This window comes from Stenotrophomonas sp. STEN035 (assembly GCF_056759935.1).
Genome location: NZ_JBRRDY010000051.1, coordinates 1 through 20978, shown reverse-complemented (window position 1 = coordinate 20978; position 20978 = coordinate 1). Strand labels below are relative to the sequence as shown.

Below are 20978 nucleotides of genomic sequence, written 5' to 3'. Positions count from 1 at the left end.
CCCCCCCCCCCTCCGCGGCGCACTGCGGGGGGGGGGGGCCCGCCCCCGCCTGCCGCGGCTGGGCGTGCCCCGCCCCCCGCGCCCACCCCCTGGGGCCGGCACTACAGAACGGGCTTTACCGGGAAGGCCCCAGCCGAGCATGGCTCGGCTCTACAGAGGCCAATACTGAATCGTTCACCATCCAAGGTTGCGCCGCGCCAATTCCGCGCTATGCTGCAATGCAACAAGACCCGCCGGATTGCCCCGATGTCCGCTCAGCCCAACGATTTCAGCAGCTATACCCAGCAGTTCGCTGCTGCCGCCAACCGTGCCAATCGGCTCGCCTTGGAAAATGCTGAAAGCGTGTTTGGCGTGCAATTGCGTGCATTCGAGCGCAATACCACCGCTGCAGCCGGCTTCTTCGGCGAACTGGCCCAGGCCGGCGCGCAGGCGGATCTGCACGCGCTGCTGCCCAAGGGCATGCAGCTGGCACGCGAGAACATGGAACGGCTGGCCAATGCCAATCAGGAAGTGGTCGGGCTCAGCCTGAAAACCAGCGAGGCATTGGGCGCACTGGTGCGCCAGCCGTTCGCTGCCAAGCCCACCAAGGCCGAGCACAACACCCGCTGATATCCAGACAACAGAATTTGCGCGGTCCCTCCCCCGCGCAATCCCAGACCCGGTAGCTCCCTCCCGCTGCCGGGTCTTTTTTTGCCTGCGATCCAGCATTCCATTGCCGATGGCTGCGTTCGGCGGCAGCGACAGGCAAAATCGAGGGTCACGCAACGGCTAGACTCTCCTGATGTTCAACACCGACACCCTCACCGGCAGCAAGCCGGAACAATACGCCCAGCTGCTGGCCCAGGCCCGCGCTCTGGTCCATGGCGAAGCCGACCGTATTGCCAACGCTGCCAATCTGTCGGCACTGGTCTTCCACGCGCTGCCGCAGCTCAACTGGGTGGGTTTCTACTTCTACGACGGCAAGGAGCTGGTGGTCGGCCCGTTCCAGGGCTTGCCGGCCTGCGTGCGCATTCCGCTGTCCAAGGGTGTGTGTGGCGCCGCTGCCAGCAGCCGCCAGACCCAGCGCATCGAGGATGTGGATGCGTTCCCCGGCCATATCGCCTGCGACTCGGCCTCGCGCTCGGAACTGGTGGTGCCCTTGGTCCACAACGGCGCGTTGGTTGGCGTATTCGACATCGACAGCCCGGTGATCGCGCGTTTCGATGTCGATGACCAGCTGGGGCTGGAAGCCATCGCCCAGGTGTTTGTCGAGGCGCTGCAATGAGCGCACCCAAGCTGCGCAACATCGGCCCCAAGAGTGCAGCCTGGCTGCGTCAGGTCGGTTTGCGCAGCGAGCAGGATCTGAGCGCGATCGGCCCGGTTGCAGCGTTCATGAAGGTGCGCCGCGCCGGCTTCAAGCCCAGCCTCAACCTGCTGTATTCGCTTGAAGGCGCCTTGGTCGGCTGCCATTGGCAGGAAATACCCGAGGCGCGTCGCCAGCAACTGGTCGCCGAGTACGAAGTCGCCGCTGGCGCGCTGCCCACCACGCGCGCAGGACAACAGGCCGGGCCGGTGCATGAAACGCATATGCAGGCCGAAGCCGACGAAGAAGAAGCCAGCGAGATCCGCTTCGAGGATTGAAGCCCGGGCGTTTTTTTTCTAGGAGCGGCGTCAGCCGCGAAGCTGGCCATCCATCAGATCGCACAGCAATGATCGCTGGTAGTTCGGTCTACATGCCTCCGGCTGCAGTTGTGGCTTCGCGGCTGACGCCGCTCCTACAACACAGTGGCTAGCGGTGCGAGGATTACCAGGGCCAGCATCAGCAAGGTCTCCACAACTTCGACGCTGGCCCCCAGGCCATCGCCGGAGATGCCGCCGAGCTTGCGCTTCCACCACACTGCCACCAGCGGCACCAGCAGCAACGCCAGCAACAACGGCCATGCCACAAACGCGCTGATCGCGGCCAGCAACACTGCCCACAACCACATCGCCGACGGCCGCAGCTGCCAGGAAAAACGCTCACCCAGACCATCGCCATGCAGCGACGGTATGCGCTGGCTCCACCACAGGGTGCCCCAACGCGCCCACGCCGGCACCAGCACGATGCCGAACCACAACGGGCCCACCGCAAGCTCGGTCAACAGCACGAACTTGAGCAGCAGCTGCATGATCAGCGTGACCACGCCGAACACGCCCATATGTGGGTCTTTGAGCACTTCGAGAAAACGCTGTGGGTTGCGGTGCGCCGCGCCGAAGGCATCGGCGACATCGCCCAAGCCATCCAGATGCAGCGCGCCGGTCACCCATACCCACAGCAACAAGGTCAGCGCGCCCGCCAGCCAGGGCCGATCCGACAGGCCATACAGCGGCAGCGCCAGCAGTACGCCAATGATGATGCCAACCAAGGGGTAGTACACCGCCGATCTACTCAGGTCCTCCTGACGGAAGTCGCGCACCTGCGGTGTCGGCAGCCGGGTCAGGAACTGGATGGCAAGGATCAGGCGGCGTCCAATCATGGTTGTCGCAACTCCAGCAGTTCACCCCACAACTGCCCGTCTTCGCCGCGCTCCACGCGCAGGCGCACACGGGTGCCGTAATCAATACGCATCGCCCACAGCGAAGACAGGCTCATGCCGCAGATCCGCGACACCACCAGCCGCAGCACGCCGGCATGGCTCACCACCAGCACCGGCTGGCCGTCGCCATCATCTTCGTCCACCAGCCGATGCAACTGCTCTTCAACGCGCGCCTGGAACTGCTGCCAGGACTCGCCATTGGGCGGCACCACATCGTGCGGTTCGCTATAGAAGCCGGCCAATTGCTCGGCGGGCAGTTCGTCGAAATGCAGCCCATCCCAATCGCCGAAGTCGAGCTCGGCCCAGTCCGGATGGATCTCGCAGAACTGGTTGCTGCCAGCCACCAGCGCATGCGCGGTATCCAGCGCGCGCCGGCGCGGTGAAGCAATCACCCGGCTCCAGCCGATGCCGGCATGGCAGCGGTACAGCGCGTCCATCGCGCCTTCGATCAAAGGCGGATCGGTACGCCCGTCGAGGTGACCGGCACGTCCGGTGGAGGCGTGTCGCAGCAGATCAAGAATCATCGGCCGCCACCGCGATCAGCAACGGCGGCTTCGGCAAACGTTGCCATGCTGTTGTGCAGGGCGCAGGCCATGCGTACCAGCGGCAACGCCAGCGCGGCACCGGAGCCTTCGCCCAGGCGCAGGTCCAACGACAGCAACGGCTGTGCCTGCAATGCCTCCAACAGGCGGATATGACCGCGCTCGGCCGACTGGTGCGAGAACAGCAGCCACGGCCGCAGGCTTGGATTGATGCGGACTGCCGCCAACGCCGCAGCAGAGACGATGAAACCATCCACCAACACGGGAATGCGTCGCTGTGCAGCGGCAATCATCGCCGCGCTGATCGCTGCAATCTCCAATCCACCTACGCGTTGCAATGCTTCGTACGCGGGCGACTCGGCCGTGTTGATCGCATCACCATGCAGGCTCAGCGCGCGTGCAATCAGATTCTTCTTCTGCACCATGCGCACTGCATCCAGGCCGGTGCCGGCGCCTACCAACTCATCCAGCGGCAACGGGCCAAGCACGGCAGCAACCGCACTGGCAGCGGTGGTGTTGCCGATGCCCATCTCACCGAACACCAGCAGATCGGCACCGTCGGCGCAGGCGGCTTCCACCGCGCGGCGACCGGCGTCAAACGCTGCATCCAGATCAGCGGCCGACATCGCCGCTGCAGTACTGAAGTCAGCGGTGCCATGCAGCGTCTTGGCACTGACCACACCAGCAATGGCCGTGGTGGCGCGGCTGCCAACGTCCCATACGTGCAGTGGCAGACCCAGCTCGCGCGCCAGCACCGCAATGGCAGCACCACCGCTGGCGAAGTTGTGCAGCATCTGCACCGTCACTTCCGCCGGGTAAGCCGACACGCCCTGCGCAGTCACGCCGTGATCGCCAGCGAACACCACCACCGGCACACGTTGTGCCACCGGCTGATCTACGCCTTGCAGCGCAGCCAGTTCAACGGCCAATGTCTCCAAACGACCCAAGGCGCCTTCCGGCTTGGTCAGCTGGCGCTGGCGCAGCAGGGCGCGCTGCCGGTATTCCTGCGAAGGCTGGCCGCAGGCCTGCCCGTACCATGTTTCTGTCACGACACTTCCGATACTGCGTTTGCAGCGCGCATTCTAGCCATTCAGCAACAATGCTGCGCATGAGGTGCTTCGGCCACCAAGGCTCAAACCCAACGCATGCAACACGCAGCCCAGGTAAGCGCAGCTCACTCGGGCATTGAGATTGCAGCTTTGATGCAGGCCGCAGCGGCATGCACTTCGCGGGTGCGCCAGCGCTTGTCCGGGCTACGTTGAACCGTGGTTGCAGACACTGCGCCGTGGTGGCCGTTGCCGCCCATTCCGGCAACGCTGCCAGCAATGGCATAGAATGCGCGCACTTTCAGGTGACCGCCCGGCATTGCTGGTCGGTTGAAACGGGAAGCCGGTGCCGCGCACTGCTGGAACTCCAGCATGTCGCCATTCCGGCACTGCCCCCGCAACGGTAAGCAGGACAAGTCCAGACATGGCGCCACTGTGCACAGCACGGGAAGGCGTCTGGACGGAAGCGGCCCACGCCGCCTCGCCTGCGAGTCCGGAGACCGGCCCGAAAGCTGACTGGTTGCGATGCGGAGGGCATGGCGGCGGCTGTAGCGCCGTGTGCGCCGCCTCCGTCTTCTCCCTCTTCTGGCAGCCTCCCCAATCCGCCTGCGCGGGAGCGTGCAGGCCCAGGAGCTTCCATGAAACTGTCTTACCACACCCTTTCGCTCGCCCTTGCCCTGGCATTGCCGGGCGTTGCCGCCGCGCAGAACGCACCGACCGAGCTGGACGACGTCACCGTCACCGCGACCCGCACCCCGGTCTCCATCGAGAACAGCGTGGTACCGGTGCAGGTCATCGACCGTGCGCAGATCGACCACAGCCAGGCCAACTCGCTGCAGGACCTGCTGCGCGGCCGTGCCGGCCTGGACTTCGCCAACCAGGGCGGCAACGGCAAGATCACCTCGCTGTTCCTGCGCGGCAGTAATTCCAACCAGGTGTTGGTGCTGGTGGACGGCGTGCGCGTGGCCTCGGCCACCAGCGGCATGGCCGCCCTGCAGGACCTGCCGGTTGACCAGATCGAGCGGATTGAAATCGTGCGTGGCCCGCGTTCGAGCCTGTACGGCTCCGAGGCCATCGGTGGCGTGATCCAGATCTTCACCCGCAACGCTGGCAAGGGCCTGCAGCAGAACCTGGCGATCACCGCCGGCAGCAACAACCTGCGCCAGGTCAGCGCCGGCTTCAGCAACCGCGGTGAGCGCGGCTGGATCTCGGCCCAGGGCGGTTACCAGAAGACCGACGGCATCAACGCCTGCCGCGGCACCGCCGCTGGCTGGGGCGCCGGCTGCTACGCCGATGAGCCCGACCGCGATGGCTACCGCAACACCTCCATCAACGTGCGCGGCGGCTACGCCCTGACCGACACGCTGAGCCTGGAAGGCCATGTGCTCAACGCCGACAGCTTCAACGAATACGACGGCAGCATCTTCGGCGGCAACGAAGCCGACAACCGCCAGCAGGTCTACGGTGCCAAGCTCGCCTGGGCTGCATCGGATAGCTTCCGTCTGAGCGCACAGGTTGGCCGCAACCGTGACGAAGCCGATAACTACTTCGCGAATGCCAACACCGGCACCCGCAGCTTCGCCAGCACTTTCGATACCCGCCGCGATACCGCCAGCGTGCAGGGCGACTTCAGCTTCGCCGAAGGCCAGCAGATCACCGCCGGCGCCGACTGGCAGAACGACAAGGTGACCAGCTCCACCGCCTTCGACATCGACCAGCGCGACAACCTGGGCGTGTTTGCCGAGTACCAGGGCCAGTTCGGCGCACACTCGCTGCAGGCCAGCGTGCGCAATGACGACAACGAGCAGTTCGGCAACCACACCACCGGTAGCCTGGGTTATGGCTTTGCCTTCGGTAATGGCTTCCGCCTGACCGCCAGCGCCGGCACCGGCTTCAAGGCACCGACCTTCAACGACCTGTACTACCCGGGCTTCAGCAACCCGAACCTGAAGCCGGAAGAATCCAAGAGCCTGAACCTGGGCATCGCGCAGTACGCCGACAACTGGAACTGGACCTTCAACGCCTACGAAACCCGCGTCGACCAGCTGATCGGCTACGACAGCAACTTCGACCTGGTCAACGTCGCCGAAGCCCGCATCCGCGGCGCCGAGCTAACCGGCTACCTGTCGCTGGCCGGTTTCGACATCAACGCCCAGGCCAGCTTCACCGACCCGCGCGACCACACCTCCGGCGCCGCCACCTACGACAACCTGCTGGCCCGCCGCGCACGCACCAGCGGCCGTCTGGACGTGGACAAGAGCTTCGGCCCGCTGCGTCTTGGCGTGACCGCTGCCGGCAGCGGCCACCGCTTCGACAACGCTGCCAACAGCGTGCGACTGGCCGGCTACGGCACCATGGATGTGCGCGTTGAGTACGCCATCAACGATGCATGGAGCCTGCAGGCCAAGGCCGCCAACGTGTTCGACCGCGAGTACGAAACCGTTGCCTGGTACAACCAGCCGGGCCGCGAGTACCAGCTGACCCTGCGTTACAACTCGAAGAACTAAGCCATCACGGCTGGATGATTCAAGTTGCCCCGGTGTTCGCACCGGGGCATTTTTGTTGGTCGTTTGTAGGAGCGCCGTAAGCCGCGAAGCAGATGAACGGCCCGATTGCGGAAATACCCGCTATTTCATTGATGCCAGCTTCGCGACTGATGGATCTCTCGATTGCGGAAATTCCTGCAATTTCATTGGTCCAGGCTTCGCGGCTGACGCCGCTCCCACATATCAGCTCAAAGCACCGGCCTTGGCGTTTGGGACCCGGCTTGTGGGAGCGGCGTCAGCCGCGAAGCAACTGGACCGCACGATTGCAGAAATCACTGCAATTCCATTGCAGCCAGCTTCGCGGCTTACGCCGCTCCCACAAGGGATCTTCAAGAATGGCTACGCGACGATCGCAACCAACTCACGCATATCGTCGATCACCGCCGTTGCTTCAGCTGCATCCAGATCCAGGTCGCGCGAATAGCCGTAACGTACCAGCACGATCGGCATGCCAGCGTTGTTGGCCGCGCCCAGATCCGTGCCCGAATCACCAACCATCAGGCAATCCTCCACAGGCTGCTGCAGCAGACGCGCCACATGCAACAACGGCTCGGCTGCAGGCTTGCGCTGCGGCAGCGAATCGCCACCGATGATGTGCGCGAAGAAGCCGGCGATGCCCAGATGCTGCAACAGAGGCGCAACCATCGCCGCCGGCTTGTTGGTGCAGATGGCCATCGGCAGGCCGCGTGCCTGCAATGCAGTCAAGGCTTCGCCAACACCGTCGTAGAGCCGCGGGCTGCGCAGCAGGCAGGCCTTGTAGTGCCGCATGAAAACCGACATCACCTCTTCCAGCGCCAATGCGCTGCCAGCGTTCGCCAATGCGGTGGACACCAGGTTGCGTACGCCCTCACCTATCCAGCTGCGCACCGTCGCCTCGGAGACGCGCGGCAGCGCCAGCTCTTCCAATGTGAGGTTCACTGCCTCGGCGATATCACCTGCGCTGTCTACCAGCGTGCCATCCAAATCGAACACCAAGGCCGTAGTCGCCACGCATCCACACTCCCGGAAAATGAGCATCGATTGTAGCGGCGCCGCGTTGCGCAAAGGATGTACTCAATCCAACGAGATGCTGCGAAACAAATCACCCTGGATCACGCGTTCTTCGCGATCACGGAAGCCTGACAAGCCCACACCGACCAAGCGATACCGCGTGTCAGCTGGCAACTGCACGCGTTGGCACAAGGCCAAGGCAATGTCGCGAAGATCTTCCACCGAACATGGCGGCGTATCCGGCGTATAGCTGCGGGTAAGAATGCGGAACTGCGCGGTTTTCAACTTCAGCACGACGGTGTGACCAATGCGCTCGGTGCGCCCGGTTGCACGCCAGGTGCGTTCTGCCAATTGAGTGATGGCTTCATCGAACTCGCCCATGTGCAGGTCTTCGGCGAAGGTGTCTTCGGAAGAAATGGACTGCACTGGCTGATCCGGTTCTACCGGCCGCTCGTCGATGCCGCGCGCGCGTCTGTACAAGCCCACACCAAAGCTGCCGAACAAGGCCTGCAGTTGTTCAAGCGGCAGCGCGCGCAGGTCGCCGACGGTGATGATGCCAAGCGCCGACAGCTTGCCTTCCATCACCTTGCCCACGCCCGGCACCCGCTTGACCGGCAACGGTGTCAGGAACTGCTCCACCTTCGACGGCGGCACCACGAACTGACCATCGGGCTTGCGCCAGTCCGAGGCGACCTTGGCCAGGAACTTGTTCGGGGCGATGCCGGCCGAGGCGGTCAGGCCGGTGGTCTCGCGGATCTGCGCGCGGATGGTACGTGCGATCTCGGTGGCGATACCGTCGCAGCTCGGCGATTCGGTGACGTCCAGAAACGCCTCATCCAGCGACAGCGGCTCCACCAGCGGGGTGTGCTGCAGGAAAATCTCGCGGATCTGCCGCGACACCGCCTTGTAGCGGGCAAAGTCCGGCGGCACGAACACCGCATCCGGGCACAGGCGCTCCGCCCGCAGCGCCGGCATGGCCGAGCGCACCCCGAACTTGCGGGCCTCGTAGGAGGCCGCGCACACCACCGAACGCGCCCCGCGCCAGGCCACCACCACCGGCCGTCCGCGCAAACCGGGGTCATCACGCTGCTCCACGGACGCATAGAAGGCGTCCATGTCGACGTGGATGATCTTGCGCTGCTCGCTCAAGGCAACAGTCCTAAAAGGTAGCCAACATGATAGCTGTTGTCGCTAAATGCACACTTGTCCTCACAAATGTACTTATTCATACCTCCCGTAACAGCCCGCGAACGGCGCTTATCTGCAGCTAACATACGCAACCGTCCAGTTAAAACATTTGATTGAACGCAGATGCTGCAGCATGCTCCGGGGCTCGCAATGGCTTTGGATTACCCCGGATGACCCGTCTGCATGCTTTCTCGCGCGACCAGCTGCTGGCCAGCGCGCGTGGCGAACTTTTCGGCCCGAACAAAGGCCGCCTGCCCAATGACCCGATGCTGATGTTCGACCGCATCACCGAGATCCGCGAGGACGGTGGCGCACACGGCAAGGGCATGATCCGGGCCGAGCTGGATATCCGTCCTGACCTGTGGTTCTTCGGCTGCCACTTCATCGGCGACCCGGTGATGCCGGGCTGCCTGGGCCTGGATGCCATGTGGCAGCTGACCGGCTTCTACCTGACCTGGCTGGGCGCGGAAGGCCGCGGCCGTGCGCTGGGCTGTGGCGAGGTCAAGTTCACCGGCCAGGTGCTGCCCAGCGCCAAGCTGGTGCAGTACGAAATCGATGTCTCGCGCGTGATCAACCGCAAGCTGGTGATGGCACAGACCGACGCCCGCATGCTGGTCGACGGCCGCGAGATCTATTCCGCCAAGGACCTGCGCGTAGGTCTGTTCACCTCAACCGAGAGCTTCTGATGCGTCGTGTCGTCATTACCGGCATGGGCATCACGTCCTGCCTTGGCAACGATCTGGACACTGTGTCCAGCGCCCTGCGTGACAGCCGTCCCGGCATCGTCACCCTGCCCGACCACGCCGAAGCCGGCCTGCGCAGCCAGATCGGCGGCAAGGTCGAGATCGACCTGGACGCACAGGTGGACCGAAAGCTCAAGCGCTTCATGAGCGACGCAGCGGCCTACAGCTATGTCGCCATGCGCGACGCCATCACCGATGCCGGCTTGGATGAAAGCCAGGTCAGCAACGTACGCAGCGGCCTGATCGCCGGCTCCGGCGGCGGCTCCAGCGAATGGCAGGTGGAAGCGGCCGATCTGCTGCGCAACCGTGGCGTGCGCAAAGTTGGCCCGTACATGGTGCCGCGCACGATGTGCTCAACGGTGTCGGCCAATCTGGCCACGGCCTTCAGCATCAAGGGCCTGAGCTATTCGCTGTCGGCCGCCTGCGCCACCTCGGCACATTGCATCGGCGCTGCCGCCGACCTGATCCGCCACGGCGCCCAGGACGTGATGTTTGCCGGCGGCGGTGAAGACCTGCACTGGTCGATGAGCGTGATGTTCGACGCCATGGGTGCACTGTCCACCAGCTTCAACGAAACCCCAAGCACCGCATCGCGCCCGTACGACGCCAACCGCGACGGCTTCGTCATCGCAGGCGGCGCCGGCATGCTGGTGCTGGAAGACTACGACCACGCGGTTGCGCGTGGTGCGCGCATCTACGCCGAGCTGGTTGGCTACGGCGTGACCTCCGATGGTGCCGACATGGTCGCCCCGTCCGGTGAAGGCGCCGTGCGTTGCATGAAGATGGCGATGGAAGGCCTGGACCGTCCGATCGACTATCTGAACACCCACGGCACCTCGACGCCGTTGGGCGACGTGACCGAGCTGGGTGCAGTGCGCCAGGTGTTTGGTGATGCCGTGCCGCCGTTGTCCTCGACCAAGGCGTTGTCGGGTCACTCTTTGGGCGCAGCGAGCGTGCACGAGGCGATCTACTGCCTGCTGATGATGCGCGATGGCTTCATGGCGGGCTCGGCCAATATCGAAACCCTGGACGAGCGCGTGGAAGGCTTCCCGATTCTGCGCAAGACGCAGGATGCGAAGTTGGACACGGTGATGTCGAACAGCTTCGGTTTTGGCGGCACCAATGCGACCTTGATCTTCGGGCGGGTTTGATGGCGGATTGATCTGAAAAAAAACAGCCGCGAAAGCGGCTGTTTTTTTGTGCTTCTGCTTCTGCTTTGGCTTTGCTGTTGCTCTTGATGTCCCCTCTCCCGTTTACGGGAGAGGGGTTGGGGTGAGGGGAAGCTTTTGCTTTTGCTTTTGCTTTTGCTTTTGCTTCAGCTATAGCCGTTGCTCTGCTGCTCCAAAAAACAACAGCAACAGCAATGGCAACAGCAACAAGCAGAAGCTGCCCTCACCCCTACCCCTCTCCCGCAGGCGGGAGAGGGGAAAGCAGAGCATGAGCAGAGCTGGGCAAAGCCAAAAGCAAAGCCAAAGCCAAAGCCAAGCCAAAGCAAGAGCAACGCCAAAGCAAAGGCATGAGCAAAGCGAAAGCAGAACCGAAGCAGAGCCGAAGCAGAGCAAGAGCCAAACCCAAACCCAAACCAGAGCCCGAGCCCGAGCCAGCTTCCTCAGTCGTAATTACTCAACGCCAGCGACAGCAACGCCTTGGCCTGCTCGCGCAAGGACTGCGGCTCCACGATCTCCGCGTCCGAGCCGTAATGCAGCACGTCCATCAACAGCTCGCGCGATACGCTGTACGGCACCTTCAATTCATAACGCCCATCAGCAAGAAACCGTCCCTGCTGTTTGGAATGCCAATGTTCATCGGCCACCCAGCGCGCAGCCTTGGCACTGAAAACGATCGTCGCCCAGCCCTTCGGCGCGCCCGAGAAAATGCCGTAGCTGGCCGCCAACTGCTCGTTCAACTCTTCATCGGCCACATCACGCGCCGGCTGATCAAGCAGCCGCGCCTGATGGATGCGATCCACTGCAAAACTGCGCACCGCCTCACGGTTGTGATCCCAAGCATCCAGGTACCAGTTGTCGCGGTAATGGGTAATGCGCTGCGGCGACACCGTGCGGCGGGTTGCCTCATCGGTGGAACGTGCGCGGTATTCAAAGGACAGCTGCTTGCGCTCCAGCACGCCAGAAGCCACCGTGCGGAAACTGGCCTCATCCAGCTTGCGGCCGCGGTGCGGAATCACCCGCACCCGCTCCACCGGCCAATGCGAAGCACCCGCCTGTGCGGCCAACAGGCCCTCGATACGCTGCTGCAGCGGCGCCAGCATCGACGACAACACCCCGCCGCCAGTCCGCGCCAACAGGTGCTGCGACGCCAGCAACGCGTGCAACTCCTCCGAACTCAGCCACAAACCTGGCAGCTCGAAACGGTCGCTTTCCCCACTCAGGTAGCGGAACCCGGCCTCGCCATCGCCCTCCACCGGCGCCATCAGCGCATCACGCAGGAAGGCCAGGTCACGGTAGACCGTGGCACGGGAACAGCCCAATTCCTCCTGCAACCGCATCACCGTAACCGGATAGCGGGCGGACTTGAGCAGACGATGCAGGGCGTTGATGCGTTCATAGCGGTCCATGCCCGGATTATGTCCGACTCCGGGCTGCAATGGAGCAGGTCGGCCGCCGGTATAACCACCGATGAAGCCCCCGGCCCCTCTGTGCGCCTGAGGGTCAGGGACCATCCGGTATCATCCAGATGCCTATCATTCCCGTCTCTCCCATGGAGATCCCCCTGATGTCCCTGCGTGTTTCCCTATTGCTGCCGTTGCTGCTGGCCGCCCCGCTGGCCTGGGCCGACGACGCCTCCGACCTTGCCGCCATGACTTCCCCATGGAGCGGCAGCGGCGGCGAACTGGGCTTTGCCTCGGCCCACGGCAATAGCACCACCGAAAGCTTCAACGGCCGCCTGAAGCTGCGCTACACCGACAATGATTGGATCCACAGCATGGATCTGTTTGGTCTGCGCTCCAGCGCCGAGTACACCGAAACCGCCGACGATGGCAGCACCAGCCGCAAGCGTCAGACCACCGCCAACCGCTACACCGGCAGCGCCGGCAGCGCCCTGCAGCTGGGCGAGCACCGCCAGCTCACCGCCACGGTGCGTTATGAAAGCGACGACTTTGCCACCTACGACCGCCAGGGCAGCTTCGGTCTGGGTTACGGCACGCGCCTGATCGATGGCGAGCGCCTGACCCTGGATACACAGATCGGCCCCGGTGTGCGCCGTTCGCACAATGCCGATACCGACGAAGACCGCACAGGCCTGATTGGTCGCGGCCTGTTCGACCTGAAGTATGCCCTTACCGAAAACACCGACCTGGTGAACTCACTGCTGGTGGAATCGGGCTCGTACAACACCTTCGCGCAGAATGATTTCGGCGTCTCGGTGAGCATGAACAAGCACTTTGCCTTGAAAGCCGGCTGGCAGGCCCGCCACAACAGCGACGTCGCCGAAGACAAGCGCAAGACCGACACCCTGACCACCATGAACGTGGTCTACAGCTTCAAGTAAGCAACGCCGGGCGCAAGCCCGGCATTCGCCTCACTGTAGTGCCGAGCCATGCTCGGCAAGGGGCGTTACCGGGCTGGTCTGATGCCGAGCATGGCTCGGCACTAGGTTTGGGCTTTGTCGATAGAGCCCCTGCCGAGCATGGCTCGGCACTACCGGTAGCGCTGCCTCAGCGCAGCAACTCGCCCGCGCCGGCAGCCAGAAGCTGCCGCGCCACTTCCTGACCCAGCGCTTCCGGGTCGCTTGCCGGGCCTTGCGCCTGCGCACGAACTGCACGGCCATCGGCGACGCCGCCGACCAAGCCCTGCAACCACAGGTCATCACCACGCCACTGCGCCAAGCCTGCAACCGGCACATGGCAGCTGCCATCCAGCGCGCGGTTCATGGCCCGCTCCGCTTCCACACAAGTGCGGGTGGAGGCATCGTCCAGCGCCTTGAGCAGATCGATGATCTCCCCAGCATCTTGGCGGCATTCAATCGCCACTGCTGCCTGTGCAGGTGCCGGCAGCCATTGCGGTGCGACCAGGCGATCACGGATGCGCGCGCCCAGTTCCAAGCGTTCCAAGCCCGCGCAGGCCAGGATGATGGCGTCGTACTCGCCCGCGTCCAGCTTGGCCAGGCGGGTGTTGACGTTGCCACGCAGGTCGCGCGACGTGAGGTCCGGACGCAGCGCACGCAGCTGTGCCTGCCGGCGCAACGACGAAGTGCCGACGCAGGCGCCCTGCGGCAACGCATCCAGCGACGCATACGTGTTGGAGACGAAAGCATCGGCCGAATCGGCGCGGGTCAGGATCGCCGGCAACACGAACGGCGCCTCCAACTCCATCGGCACATCCTTGAGCGAGTGCACCGCGCAATCGGCGTCACCACGCAGCATCGCCAGCTCCAGCTCCTTCAGGAACAGGCCCTTGCCGCCAATGTCGGCCAGCGAGCGGTCGAGGATTTCATCGCCGCGCGTGCTCATCGGCACAAGTTCCACCTGCAGGCCCGGGTGGGCCTGGCGCAGGCGGTCGGCAACGTGTTCGCTCTGCCACAGGGCAAGCGGGCTCTTTCGGGTGGCGATACGCAGGATGCTCATGCGGCCATTATCGCCGCTGCAAGCCCCGGGTCACAGCCGTTCCATCTCGGTCTTCAGCCCGGCAACGCAGCGGCGGCTGATTTCCAGCGGCTGCGGGACATCACGCAGCACCGCCTGCACCAGCCCGGCCGGCGTGCGGCGGACTTCCTGCAGCCGATCGCGGGCGATCAGGCAGTTGCGATGGATGCGGATGAAACGCCCGGAAAACTCGTCTTCCAGCGAGCGCAGCGATTCCTCGATCAAGTCTTCACCACGCAGGTGGTGCACCACCACGTACTTTTCCTCGGCCTGCAGGTAGAGGATGTCCTCCACCGGCACCAGCCGCAGGCTGCCGCGCAGACGCGCGCACAACGCTCGTCGCGGCTGCGTGGCCGCGGCAGGCGCGGCATTGGCACGACCGGCGATGAAGGTGCGGGCGCGCTCCAGTGCCGCGCCCAGGCGCTCGGCGCGCACCGGCTTCATCAAGTAGTCGATCGCCGCCGCTTCGAAAGCCGACAAGGCATGCGCGTCGTAGGCGGTACAGAACACCACCGCTGGGCGCGGCTCAAACCGCGCCAGATGGCGGGCGACCTCCAGACCGTCGATGCCGGGCATGGCGATATCCAGCAACACCAGATCCGGCTGGGTCTGCGCGCAGGCGTGCAGGGCCTCGTTGCCGTTGGCTGCCTCGCCAACCACTTCCACCCCCGCCAGCTCAGACAGCAGCGCGCGCAAGCGCTCGCGTGCCAACGGCTCGTCATCGGCGATTACTACCTTCACACCACTACCTCGCTCACGGCTCCCCAGTCGTGGCGACATGGTAGCTGGGTTCGGCCTAAGCCGCCGTCAACAACCCGGCAACTGCGGTGCAGCTCACAAACCGGTCATGCCTGTGTGAATCCGGCCTGTGTGAATCCGGCCTGCGCGAAACGGGCCTGCAACCAGTCACCCAGCGCGTGGATCTCTTCGCCGCAGACCTGGTGGGCCATCGGATAGCGATGCCATTCCAAGCCGAAGCCCAAGGTCTTGAGCACCTGTGCACTGTGCTCGGCGATCTGCAGCGGAATCACCGGATCGGCGCTGCCATGGGCCATGAAGATCGGTTGGGCGATGGCGCCATCCACCAGCTGCGACGGTGCGGCGTCCACTTCCGGCAGATAGGTCGACAAGGCCACCAGGCCGGCGACCGGCTCACGGCGCTTCAGGCCAGCGGACAGGATGATCGCCCCGCCCTGCGAGAAGCCGGCCAGAACGATACGGTTGGCCGGAATGCCACGCGCCTGCTCCCGGGCGATCAGTTCTTCCAGTTGCTCCACAGATTCAGCGACACCCTTGGCGTCGGCGCGGCTGCGGAAATCCATGCTGACGATGTCATACCAGGCACGCATCGGCATGCCGTTGTTGATGCTGACCGGGCGCTTGGGCGCATGCGGGAACACGAAGCGGATCGCCGGCCATTGCGGACGCACCAGCTCGGGCACGATAGGCGCGAAATCATGGCCATCGGCACCCAGGCCATGCAGCCAGATCACCGACCATTCCGGCGACGCGCCGGTTTCCTGCTCCACTGTTTCCAGCATGTGTATGACTCCCAAAGACAGGCAGGAATTATGCCTGCCCGGCGCAGCCATCGGTGTAGCCGGAGGCTTGTAGGAGCGGCGTAAGCCGCGAAGCTGGTGGTACTACCGGTTGAAGCCAATCCGGCTACCTGCACGTAGATCGCAGGCCAAATGGCGGTGCATTGCTATCGGCTTCGCGGCTTACGCCGCTCCTACAAGAGCCACAGCCTTCAATCCTGCAGCGGTTCCTTCAGCGCAGCCGCACGCAACTCAGCTGCACGCAGCAGCACCGGAGGCGGGGCGTTTTCTTCCGGGATGCATAGCAGACCATGCCTGCGCAGCCAGTCGCCCGCCTTGCGCGAGGAAGTCCATGCCACCACCGGTACGGCCAGCGCCATGCCGATCACTACTGGCGCCATCCACGCCGCCAATGGCGGCGACACCATATAAGCGGCCACACCCATCACCACGCCGAACACGCTCAAGCCGCCATAGCTGCGCAGCAAAGCTCCCAGCGAAATACTGCCGTCATCACGCTGTTGCGCATCCCAGCCCGAATCCTTGCCGGCCAGCACCTCAGCCACACCGCGCGACTGCACATACATCACCACCGGCGCCATCAGTGCCGCCAGCACGGTTTCCAGCAGCATGGAAATGAAGGCGCGGAACGCGCCACCGCAACCAATCCGCTCCTTGCGCGAGGTCAGCATCGCCACATAGCCCATCAGCTTGGGCGACAGCAGCGCGACCATGGTCACCACGAATACCCAGAACACGCCGTCCTGATCCAGGCCACGCCAGTAATGCGCCGGTGACATCCTTAGATGCAGATGCAGTTCCTCGGCCAGATCAATGCCACCGTGGATCAGCGGGATGGCGATACCTATCAGCATCAACATCGCCCACATCGGTGCGGTGAAGTAATGGCCGATGCCGATCAACATGTGCACGCGACTGACCCAGTGCAGGCCCGGCGTGGCCACCACCTTGGAGTGCTGCAGATTGCCCTGGCACCAGCGGCGGTCACGGATCAACAGATCGGTCAGGGTCGGCGGGCCTTCTTCGTAGCTGCCGTGCAGATACGGCACCATGTGCGAGGCCCAGCCACCGCGGCGGATCAGCGCGGCCTCGACGAAATCATGGCTCAGCACGTGACCACCAAACGGCTTGCGCCCCGGCAGTTCCGGCAGACCGGCCTGCTCGGCGAACGCCTGGGTGCGGATCACCGCGTTGTGGCCCCAGTAATTGCTTTCCGCGCCGTGCCACCAGGCCACACCATAGGCCATCACCGGCCCGTACACGCGACCACCAAACTGCTGCATGCGGGCGAAGGCGGTGCGGCCACCGACCACCGCCGGCAACGACTGGATCAGGCCGACGGTCGGATGATTTTCCATCGCCGACACCAGCCGCACGATCACATCGCCGGTCATCAAGCTGTCGGCATCGAGGATAAGCATCTGCGGGTAGGCACCACCGAAGCGTCGCACCCAGTCAGCGATATTGCCGGCCTTGCGCCCGACATTGCTGGCGCGGCGGCGGTAATACAGCCGCTCGGCGCCGCCGGTGGCTTCCACCAGGCGCGCAAATACCTGCTCTTCGGCACGACCGATCGCATCGCGGGTGGTATCGCTGAGCACGTAGAAATCGAAGTACTCCAGCTGCCCGGTCGCGGCCACCGATTCGTAGATCGCCTGCAGGCCGGCCATCATCCGGCGCGGGTCTTCGTTATAGGTGGGCATCAACAAGGCGGTACGGCTGCGCAGCTGCGGCAGCGGCGTATCCGGGTAGATGCCCAGCTTGCGGCGCCCGCGCAGCAGCGCCTGCAGACCGGCCAGGCTGCTGACGAAGGACATCGCGATCCAGGCAAACAGCAGCACGAACAGGCCCAGCAGGCAGGCTTCGAGCACGTTGATGCCGCCATTGGACAGCACCCGCGCCATCAACCAGGTAGCCAGCAGCGTGGTCAGCGCGGTGCTGCCAAACACATACAGCCGGCGCAGGCCGATATTGGCCGGTGCGGTCTTCTGCCGCGGCACATGCAGCGAGCCCGAGCGCAGCGATTGCTCGGGCATAAGCAATGGGTGCTCAGCCGGCAATACCGCAATACCGGCATCCAAACCATTGTTGGTGGTGACGTTGTTGCTCATTGCTTGCCCCGCTGCGCCATCTGCAGGCAGTCCTGGCGGCACACCTTGCCGTAACGCTGTTTGCTTGCGTGTTGCACCTGAATTCCTTGAAGGAGAAGCTGACCAGCCGGGGGAAACTAGAAGAACCAACCTAAACCTGCGGCAAACGAACCCTGCCGATCGCGATGCGGGAGCCCCCTCGAACCGCCTCGCTGCGGGCGGCAACAGCACCGCCCAGGCCGCTCCAGGGCCAACCGCCGCAATCCCATGACGGCATTGGCGATGGGGAATTATCCACCATCAAATCGACAGGTACACCTTTGCCAGTCAGTTTGGCCGGGTTGCCAAAGTCGCCTGACCGCGTCTCCCCGGGCATGACACCCGCATGACGCCGACTATGCCAAACCTGCCCGACCTCCGGCCTTCCAGCGGACATGGCAAGGTCAGCGCAGGCCTGGCGATGCGCTCCAGGTGGCCAGGGAGCGCCAACGCAGCGGCAGCATTGCGCGAACACCACGGAAGCCCGAACACCGCCATATGTCGCTGCCATGCGCCGGGATTCCCGGCCAGGCCCGGCGCCAGCGTTGATGGCACCTTGGCCATGTGCCGAGCAACCAGGACGCGGCCTGCTGAATTCGGCCAATACCCTCAGCGCGGTCCAGCGCCCCAACATGCACACACACAACGCAGGCTAAATCCGGCGGTGCACGCAACGCGATCACAACATTGCGCTCACCTGACGCAAACCCGGCAATGCGCAGGCTCAAAGCGTCTGCAGCGAGGCAGACGTTTCCGGAGACTGTTCGTGGACCGCAACCGTGTTGAAGGCACCAAACACGAAATCAAGGGTGCCATCAAGGAAGCTGCTGGGAGAATCACTGGCAACAAGGCCCAGCAGATGGCCGGCAACATGGAGAAAAATGCAGGAAAAGCACAGAAAGCAATGGGCAAGGCTGCAGACGAGGTAAAGCATCGACATTCATGACGAACGCATCACCCAGCAAGAACTGCTTCCGCAACGCATATAACCGGAGCCCGTAGTACCCGGTATCACTGTGCAGTTTCAATGGCGCGACCGTGTGGAAGCCGGCCGCGCCATCACTTCATCATCAGGTCAAAACCTGATCAAAGCTCGCGCTCGGACAACAGGCCGATGCGACGGAACCAGATTTCCAATGGCACCGTCACCAACGGTGGCACCGCCGCCAGCAACGCCAACAGCACTGCCCACAGCGGCCAACGCAGTTTCACCCACGCGTACAGGCTGACCACCACGTAGAACAGGAAGGCCAGGCCGTGCAGGCGGCCGAACAGCCATACACCCAGCTCGGTGGTGCCGGTGCCGTACTTGAGCACCATGCCGATCAGCAGCCCGGCCCAGGTGACACCTTCAATCAGTGCAGCGGCGGCAAACAACTTGCCGGCGGGAGTCATTGGTTTGGCAGACATCGATTCCATCAGCGGTTCGAAAGAACAGCGATTGTAGGCGAGAATGCGTCGCATCCCCGCGACTCAGATCCAACCGCGTCGTTTGAACCACAGCAGCGGCACCACGATGCTCAGGCCCACTGCGGCCAGCGCGATGGCATAACCGTAATGCCAATGCAGTTCCGGCATCGAGGCGAAGTTCATGCCCCATACCCCGACCAGCACGGTCGGCGGAATACCAACCACCGAGGCCACGGCCATCACCTTCATCACCTCGTTCTGGTCCATGTTGATCAGGCCGAGCACGCTGTCCAGCAGGAACTCGTTGCGATCACCCAATTGCTGCTCGAACTCGCTCAACGAGGTCAGGTCCTTGACCACCAGCTTGATCCGCTTCGGCGCATCGGCACCGAACCACTCCGGCGTGGCTTCATCCAGATAGTTCATCATCCGCAGCATGCCGTGCAGGGTGTTATGCAGCGCGCCGATGCGCCGTCCCATCGTGCCAACCTCATGCAGCATCTGCTCCAGCCTGCGTGAGGCGCGCTTGCCCTTGGGGTTGTTGAAGGCCTGTCTGGAAAACTCACTCATCGTGCTTTCCAGCGATTCCAGCAGATCGGCCAGGCGATCGACGATGTGCTCGATCATGCGCAGGAACAGATCTGCCGAACCGTGGCAGGGGTGCTTGCCCAGCTCTGCTTCCACGCCTTCCAGCGCATCGATGCGATGCTCGCGCTGTACTACCAGCGCATTGGGCGCCACGACGAAGCCCAGTGGCCCGACGACGTGTTCAATCTCATACTGGAAGCGCGGCAGATTCAGCACCAAGGCCTCGCCTTCCACCCGCACCCGGCTGCTGAACTCGATCTCACTGATGCCGGCCCGGTCGGGAATGCGGAAACCTACCTGCCGCGAGGCCTGTTCCAGCTCCTCAGGCGTTGGCTGGCACAGGTCAACCCACAACGAGGCGGGCGCCGTGCCGCCGGCAGTGGTGGCGAGGGTGCGGCATTGGAGCATGGCGTGATTCCGGTTCCAGACCAGCGCTCATCCTCGTCCCCGGCGCACGCCGAGTAAAGCCACTGACTGCCCAGGCCTGCACCTGCGTCGCCAGCTACGGGCCCAGCAAGGCCGCATCAGCTGTTCGAGCGGGAACAAGGCGATACCCCGGGCCCACGGTTGCAAAGCGCGCCCGCCTTCACGCAAGCTCGCCATTCCTTCAACCACCAGTCCAGCCATGCAAGACAACATCATCCAGATCATCCCCGCCGACGGCTGGGTAGCCGTATTCGAAGAAGCCGGTGACGAAAGTGCGCAGAGCCTGGTGTGCTTTGCGGTAGTGGAAGAAGCCGGCAAGCGCGCCGTGCGCCCGATGCTGGCCAACGGCAAGCAGATCAGCTTCGCCGACACCCTGCCCAACTTCGTCCGCGTCGAAGAAGCCGACGCATTCGAAGAAGAGGATGAAGACGAAGAGGACGAGGAGGAAGAAGACGAAGAAGAGGAGGAGGAAGAAGAGGCGTAAGCCGCTTCTCCCAAGCTCGTATCAAGCAGCTACCTTGTGGGAGCGGCGCTGAGGCTCCAACTGTAGTGGGGCGGCGCGCGCCGGGCCGGGGGAGGCGGGCCAGACCCCGGGCCCGGCGGGCGGGGCGGGGAGGGGCCGCGGCGGGGGTTGGGCCGAGCGCGACTCAGAC

21 protein-coding genes, 1 pseudogene and 1 riboswitch are annotated in these 20978 nt (G+C 64.0%); of the genes and pseudogenes, 9 read left to right on the top strand and 13 right to left on the bottom strand.

The genetic code is table 11. The features are described from left to right. Nucleotides 1–246 precede the first annotated feature (246 nt). The 3 genes from ACVOLL_RS19355 to ACVOLL_RS19345 all read left to right on the top strand — a co-directional run bounded on the left by ACVOLL_RS19355 (nucleotide 247) and on the right by ACVOLL_RS19345 (nucleotide 1620). On the top strand, nucleotides 247–609 hold the full coding sequence (locus tag ACVOLL_RS19355) for a phasin family protein (protein ID WP_481514375.1): 363 nt from the start codon (nucleotides 247–249) through the stop codon (nucleotides 607–609). Nucleotides 610–781: 172 nt separating this feature from the next. Then, nucleotides 782–1264 carry a GAF domain-containing protein gene (locus ACVOLL_RS19350; protein WP_481514374.1) on the top strand — a complete coding sequence of 161 codons (483 nt, stop codon included), beginning with the start codon at nucleotides 782–784 and terminating at the stop codon, nucleotides 1262–1264. Next, the gene (locus tag ACVOLL_RS19345) at nucleotides 1261–1620 is read left to right on the top strand and encodes a TfoX/Sxy family protein (RefSeq protein ID WP_296251068.1); all 360 of its coding nucleotides are present in this window, start codon (nucleotides 1261–1263) and stop codon (nucleotides 1618–1620) included. The genes ACVOLL_RS19350 and ACVOLL_RS19345 overlap by 4 nt, the downstream gene beginning before the upstream one ends. 179 nt (nucleotides 1621–1799) lie before the next feature. Here the strand turns inward: ACVOLL_RS19345 and cobS are convergent. From cobS to ACVOLL_RS19325, 4 genes and pseudogenes are all read right to left on the bottom strand, one after another. After that, nucleotides 1800–2495: pseudogene (cobS, locus tag ACVOLL_RS19340) on the bottom strand (adenosylcobinamide-GDP ribazoletransferase); the annotation flags it as partial. Next, a complete protein-coding gene (locus tag ACVOLL_RS19335; RefSeq protein WP_481514373.1) occupies nucleotides 2492–3079 on the bottom strand; it encodes a histidine phosphatase family protein in 588 nt (195 codons plus the stop codon). The gene ACVOLL_RS19335 and the pseudogene cobS, both read right to left, overlap by 4 nt. After that, entirely contained in the window at nucleotides 3076–4146 is a 1071-nt protein-coding gene (cobT, locus tag ACVOLL_RS19330; protein ID WP_481514372.1) for a nicotinate-nucleotide--dimethylbenzimidazole phosphoribosyltransferase, read from the bottom strand. Before cobT ends, ACVOLL_RS19335 begins: the two co-directional genes overlap by 4 nt. Before the next feature lie 125 nt (nucleotides 4147–4271). Continuing rightward, the gene (locus ACVOLL_RS19325) at nucleotides 4272–4442 is read right to left on the bottom strand and encodes a hypothetical protein (protein WP_481514371.1); all 171 of its coding nucleotides are present in this window, start codon (nucleotides 4440–4442) and stop codon (nucleotides 4272–4274) included. Then, nucleotides 4430–4666: riboswitch (cobalamin riboswitch) on the top strand. (Overlaps the previous gene by 13 nt.) A gap of 115 nt (nucleotides 4667–4781) precedes the next feature. Between ACVOLL_RS19325 and btuB the strand changes: the two genes are divergently transcribed. Then, a complete protein-coding gene (btuB, locus tag ACVOLL_RS19320) occupies nucleotides 4782–6650 on the top strand; it encodes a TonB-dependent vitamin B12 receptor (RefSeq protein ID WP_481514370.1) in 1869 nt (622 codons plus the stop codon). A 378-nt stretch (nucleotides 6651–7028) separates the two neighbouring features. Here btuB and gph read toward each other — a convergent pair whose 3' ends face one another. Beyond that, nucleotides 7029–7679, bottom strand: a complete 651-nt coding sequence (gene gph / locus ACVOLL_RS19315) for a phosphoglycolate phosphatase (RefSeq protein ID WP_481514369.1) — start codon at nucleotides 7677–7679, stop codon at nucleotides 7029–7031. 63 nt (nucleotides 7680–7742) lie between these two features. After that, the gene (gene dinB / locus ACVOLL_RS19310) at nucleotides 7743–8828 is read right to left on the bottom strand and encodes a DNA polymerase IV (RefSeq protein WP_481514368.1); all 1086 of its coding nucleotides are present in this window, start codon (nucleotides 8826–8828) and stop codon (nucleotides 7743–7745) included. A gap of 209 nt (nucleotides 8829–9037) precedes the next feature. Between dinB and fabA the strand changes: the two genes are divergently transcribed. Both fabA and fabB read left to right on the top strand, forming a co-directional pair. After that, nucleotides 9038–9553, top strand: coding sequence for a 3-hydroxyacyl-[acyl-carrier-protein] dehydratase FabA (gene fabA, locus ACVOLL_RS19305; RefSeq protein WP_057627977.1), 516 nt, complete (start codon nucleotides 9038–9040; stop codon nucleotides 9551–9553). Continuing rightward, nucleotides 9553–10761: a beta-ketoacyl-ACP synthase I gene (fabB, locus tag ACVOLL_RS19300; protein ID WP_481514367.1), complete on the top strand. Its 1209-nt coding sequence runs from the start codon at nucleotides 9553–9555 to the stop codon at nucleotides 10759–10761. Before fabA ends, fabB begins: the two co-directional genes overlap by 1 nt. A 458-nt stretch (nucleotides 10762–11219) precedes the next feature. Here fabB and ACVOLL_RS19295 read toward each other — a convergent pair whose 3' ends face one another. Beyond that, a complete protein-coding gene (locus tag ACVOLL_RS19295; RefSeq protein ID WP_481514366.1) occupies nucleotides 11220–12185 on the bottom strand; it encodes a helix-turn-helix transcriptional regulator in 966 nt (321 codons plus the stop codon). Nucleotides 12186–12343: 158 nt separating this feature from the next. Between ACVOLL_RS19295 and ACVOLL_RS19290 the strand changes: the two genes are divergently transcribed. Next, nucleotides 12344–13120 (top strand): DUF481 domain-containing protein, encoded by a 777-nt coding sequence (locus tag ACVOLL_RS19290; protein ID WP_481514365.1) that lies wholly within the window; start codon nucleotides 12344–12346, stop codon nucleotides 13118–13120. A gap of 166 nt (nucleotides 13121–13286) precedes the next feature. Here ACVOLL_RS19290 and hemC read toward each other — a convergent pair whose 3' ends face one another. From hemC to mdoH, 4 genes are all read right to left on the bottom strand, one after another. Beyond that, a complete protein-coding gene (gene hemC / locus ACVOLL_RS19285; protein WP_481514364.1) occupies nucleotides 13287–14195 on the bottom strand; it encodes a hydroxymethylbilane synthase in 909 nt (302 codons plus the stop codon). A gap of 30 nt (nucleotides 14196–14225) precedes the next feature. Further along, a complete protein-coding gene (locus tag ACVOLL_RS19280) occupies nucleotides 14226–14993 on the bottom strand; it encodes a LytR/AlgR family response regulator transcription factor (RefSeq protein ID WP_481514363.1) in 768 nt (255 codons plus the stop codon). Nucleotides 14994–15058: 65 nt separating this feature from the next. Further along, a complete protein-coding gene (locus tag ACVOLL_RS19275; protein ID WP_481514362.1) occupies nucleotides 15059–15754 on the bottom strand; it encodes an alpha/beta hydrolase in 696 nt (231 codons plus the stop codon). A 209-nt stretch (nucleotides 15755–15963) separates the two neighbouring features. Further along, nucleotides 15964–17883, bottom strand: a complete 1920-nt coding sequence (gene mdoH, locus ACVOLL_RS19270) for a glucans biosynthesis glucosyltransferase MdoH (protein WP_481514361.1) — start codon at nucleotides 17881–17883, stop codon at nucleotides 15964–15966. A gap of 784 nt (nucleotides 17884–18667) precedes the next feature. Here mdoH and ACVOLL_RS19265 point away from each other — a divergent pair. Further along, complete coding sequence (locus ACVOLL_RS19265; RefSeq protein ID WP_481514360.1) at nucleotides 18668–18847, top strand: CsbD family protein; 180 nt, start codon at nucleotides 18668–18670, stop codon at nucleotides 18845–18847. 140 nt (nucleotides 18848–18987) lie between these two features. Here ACVOLL_RS19265 and ACVOLL_RS19260 read toward each other — a convergent pair whose 3' ends face one another. Next, entirely contained in the window at nucleotides 18988–19296 is a 309-nt protein-coding gene (locus ACVOLL_RS19260; RefSeq protein ID WP_481514376.1) for a DUF3817 domain-containing protein, read from the bottom strand. A gap of 78 nt (nucleotides 19297–19374) precedes the next feature. Further along, nucleotides 19375–20307 (bottom strand): CorA family divalent cation transporter, encoded by a 933-nt coding sequence (locus tag ACVOLL_RS19255; RefSeq protein ID WP_481514359.1) that lies wholly within the window; start codon nucleotides 20305–20307, stop codon nucleotides 19375–19377. A gap of 217 nt (nucleotides 20308–20524) precedes the next feature. On the opposite strand from ACVOLL_RS19255, the gene ACVOLL_RS19250 reads away from it, so the two are divergent. Then, a complete protein-coding gene (locus tag ACVOLL_RS19250) occupies nucleotides 20525–20809 on the top strand; it encodes a hypothetical protein (RefSeq protein WP_282272647.1) in 285 nt (94 codons plus the stop codon). The last annotated feature ends 169 nt before the right edge of the window (nucleotides 20810–20978 follow it).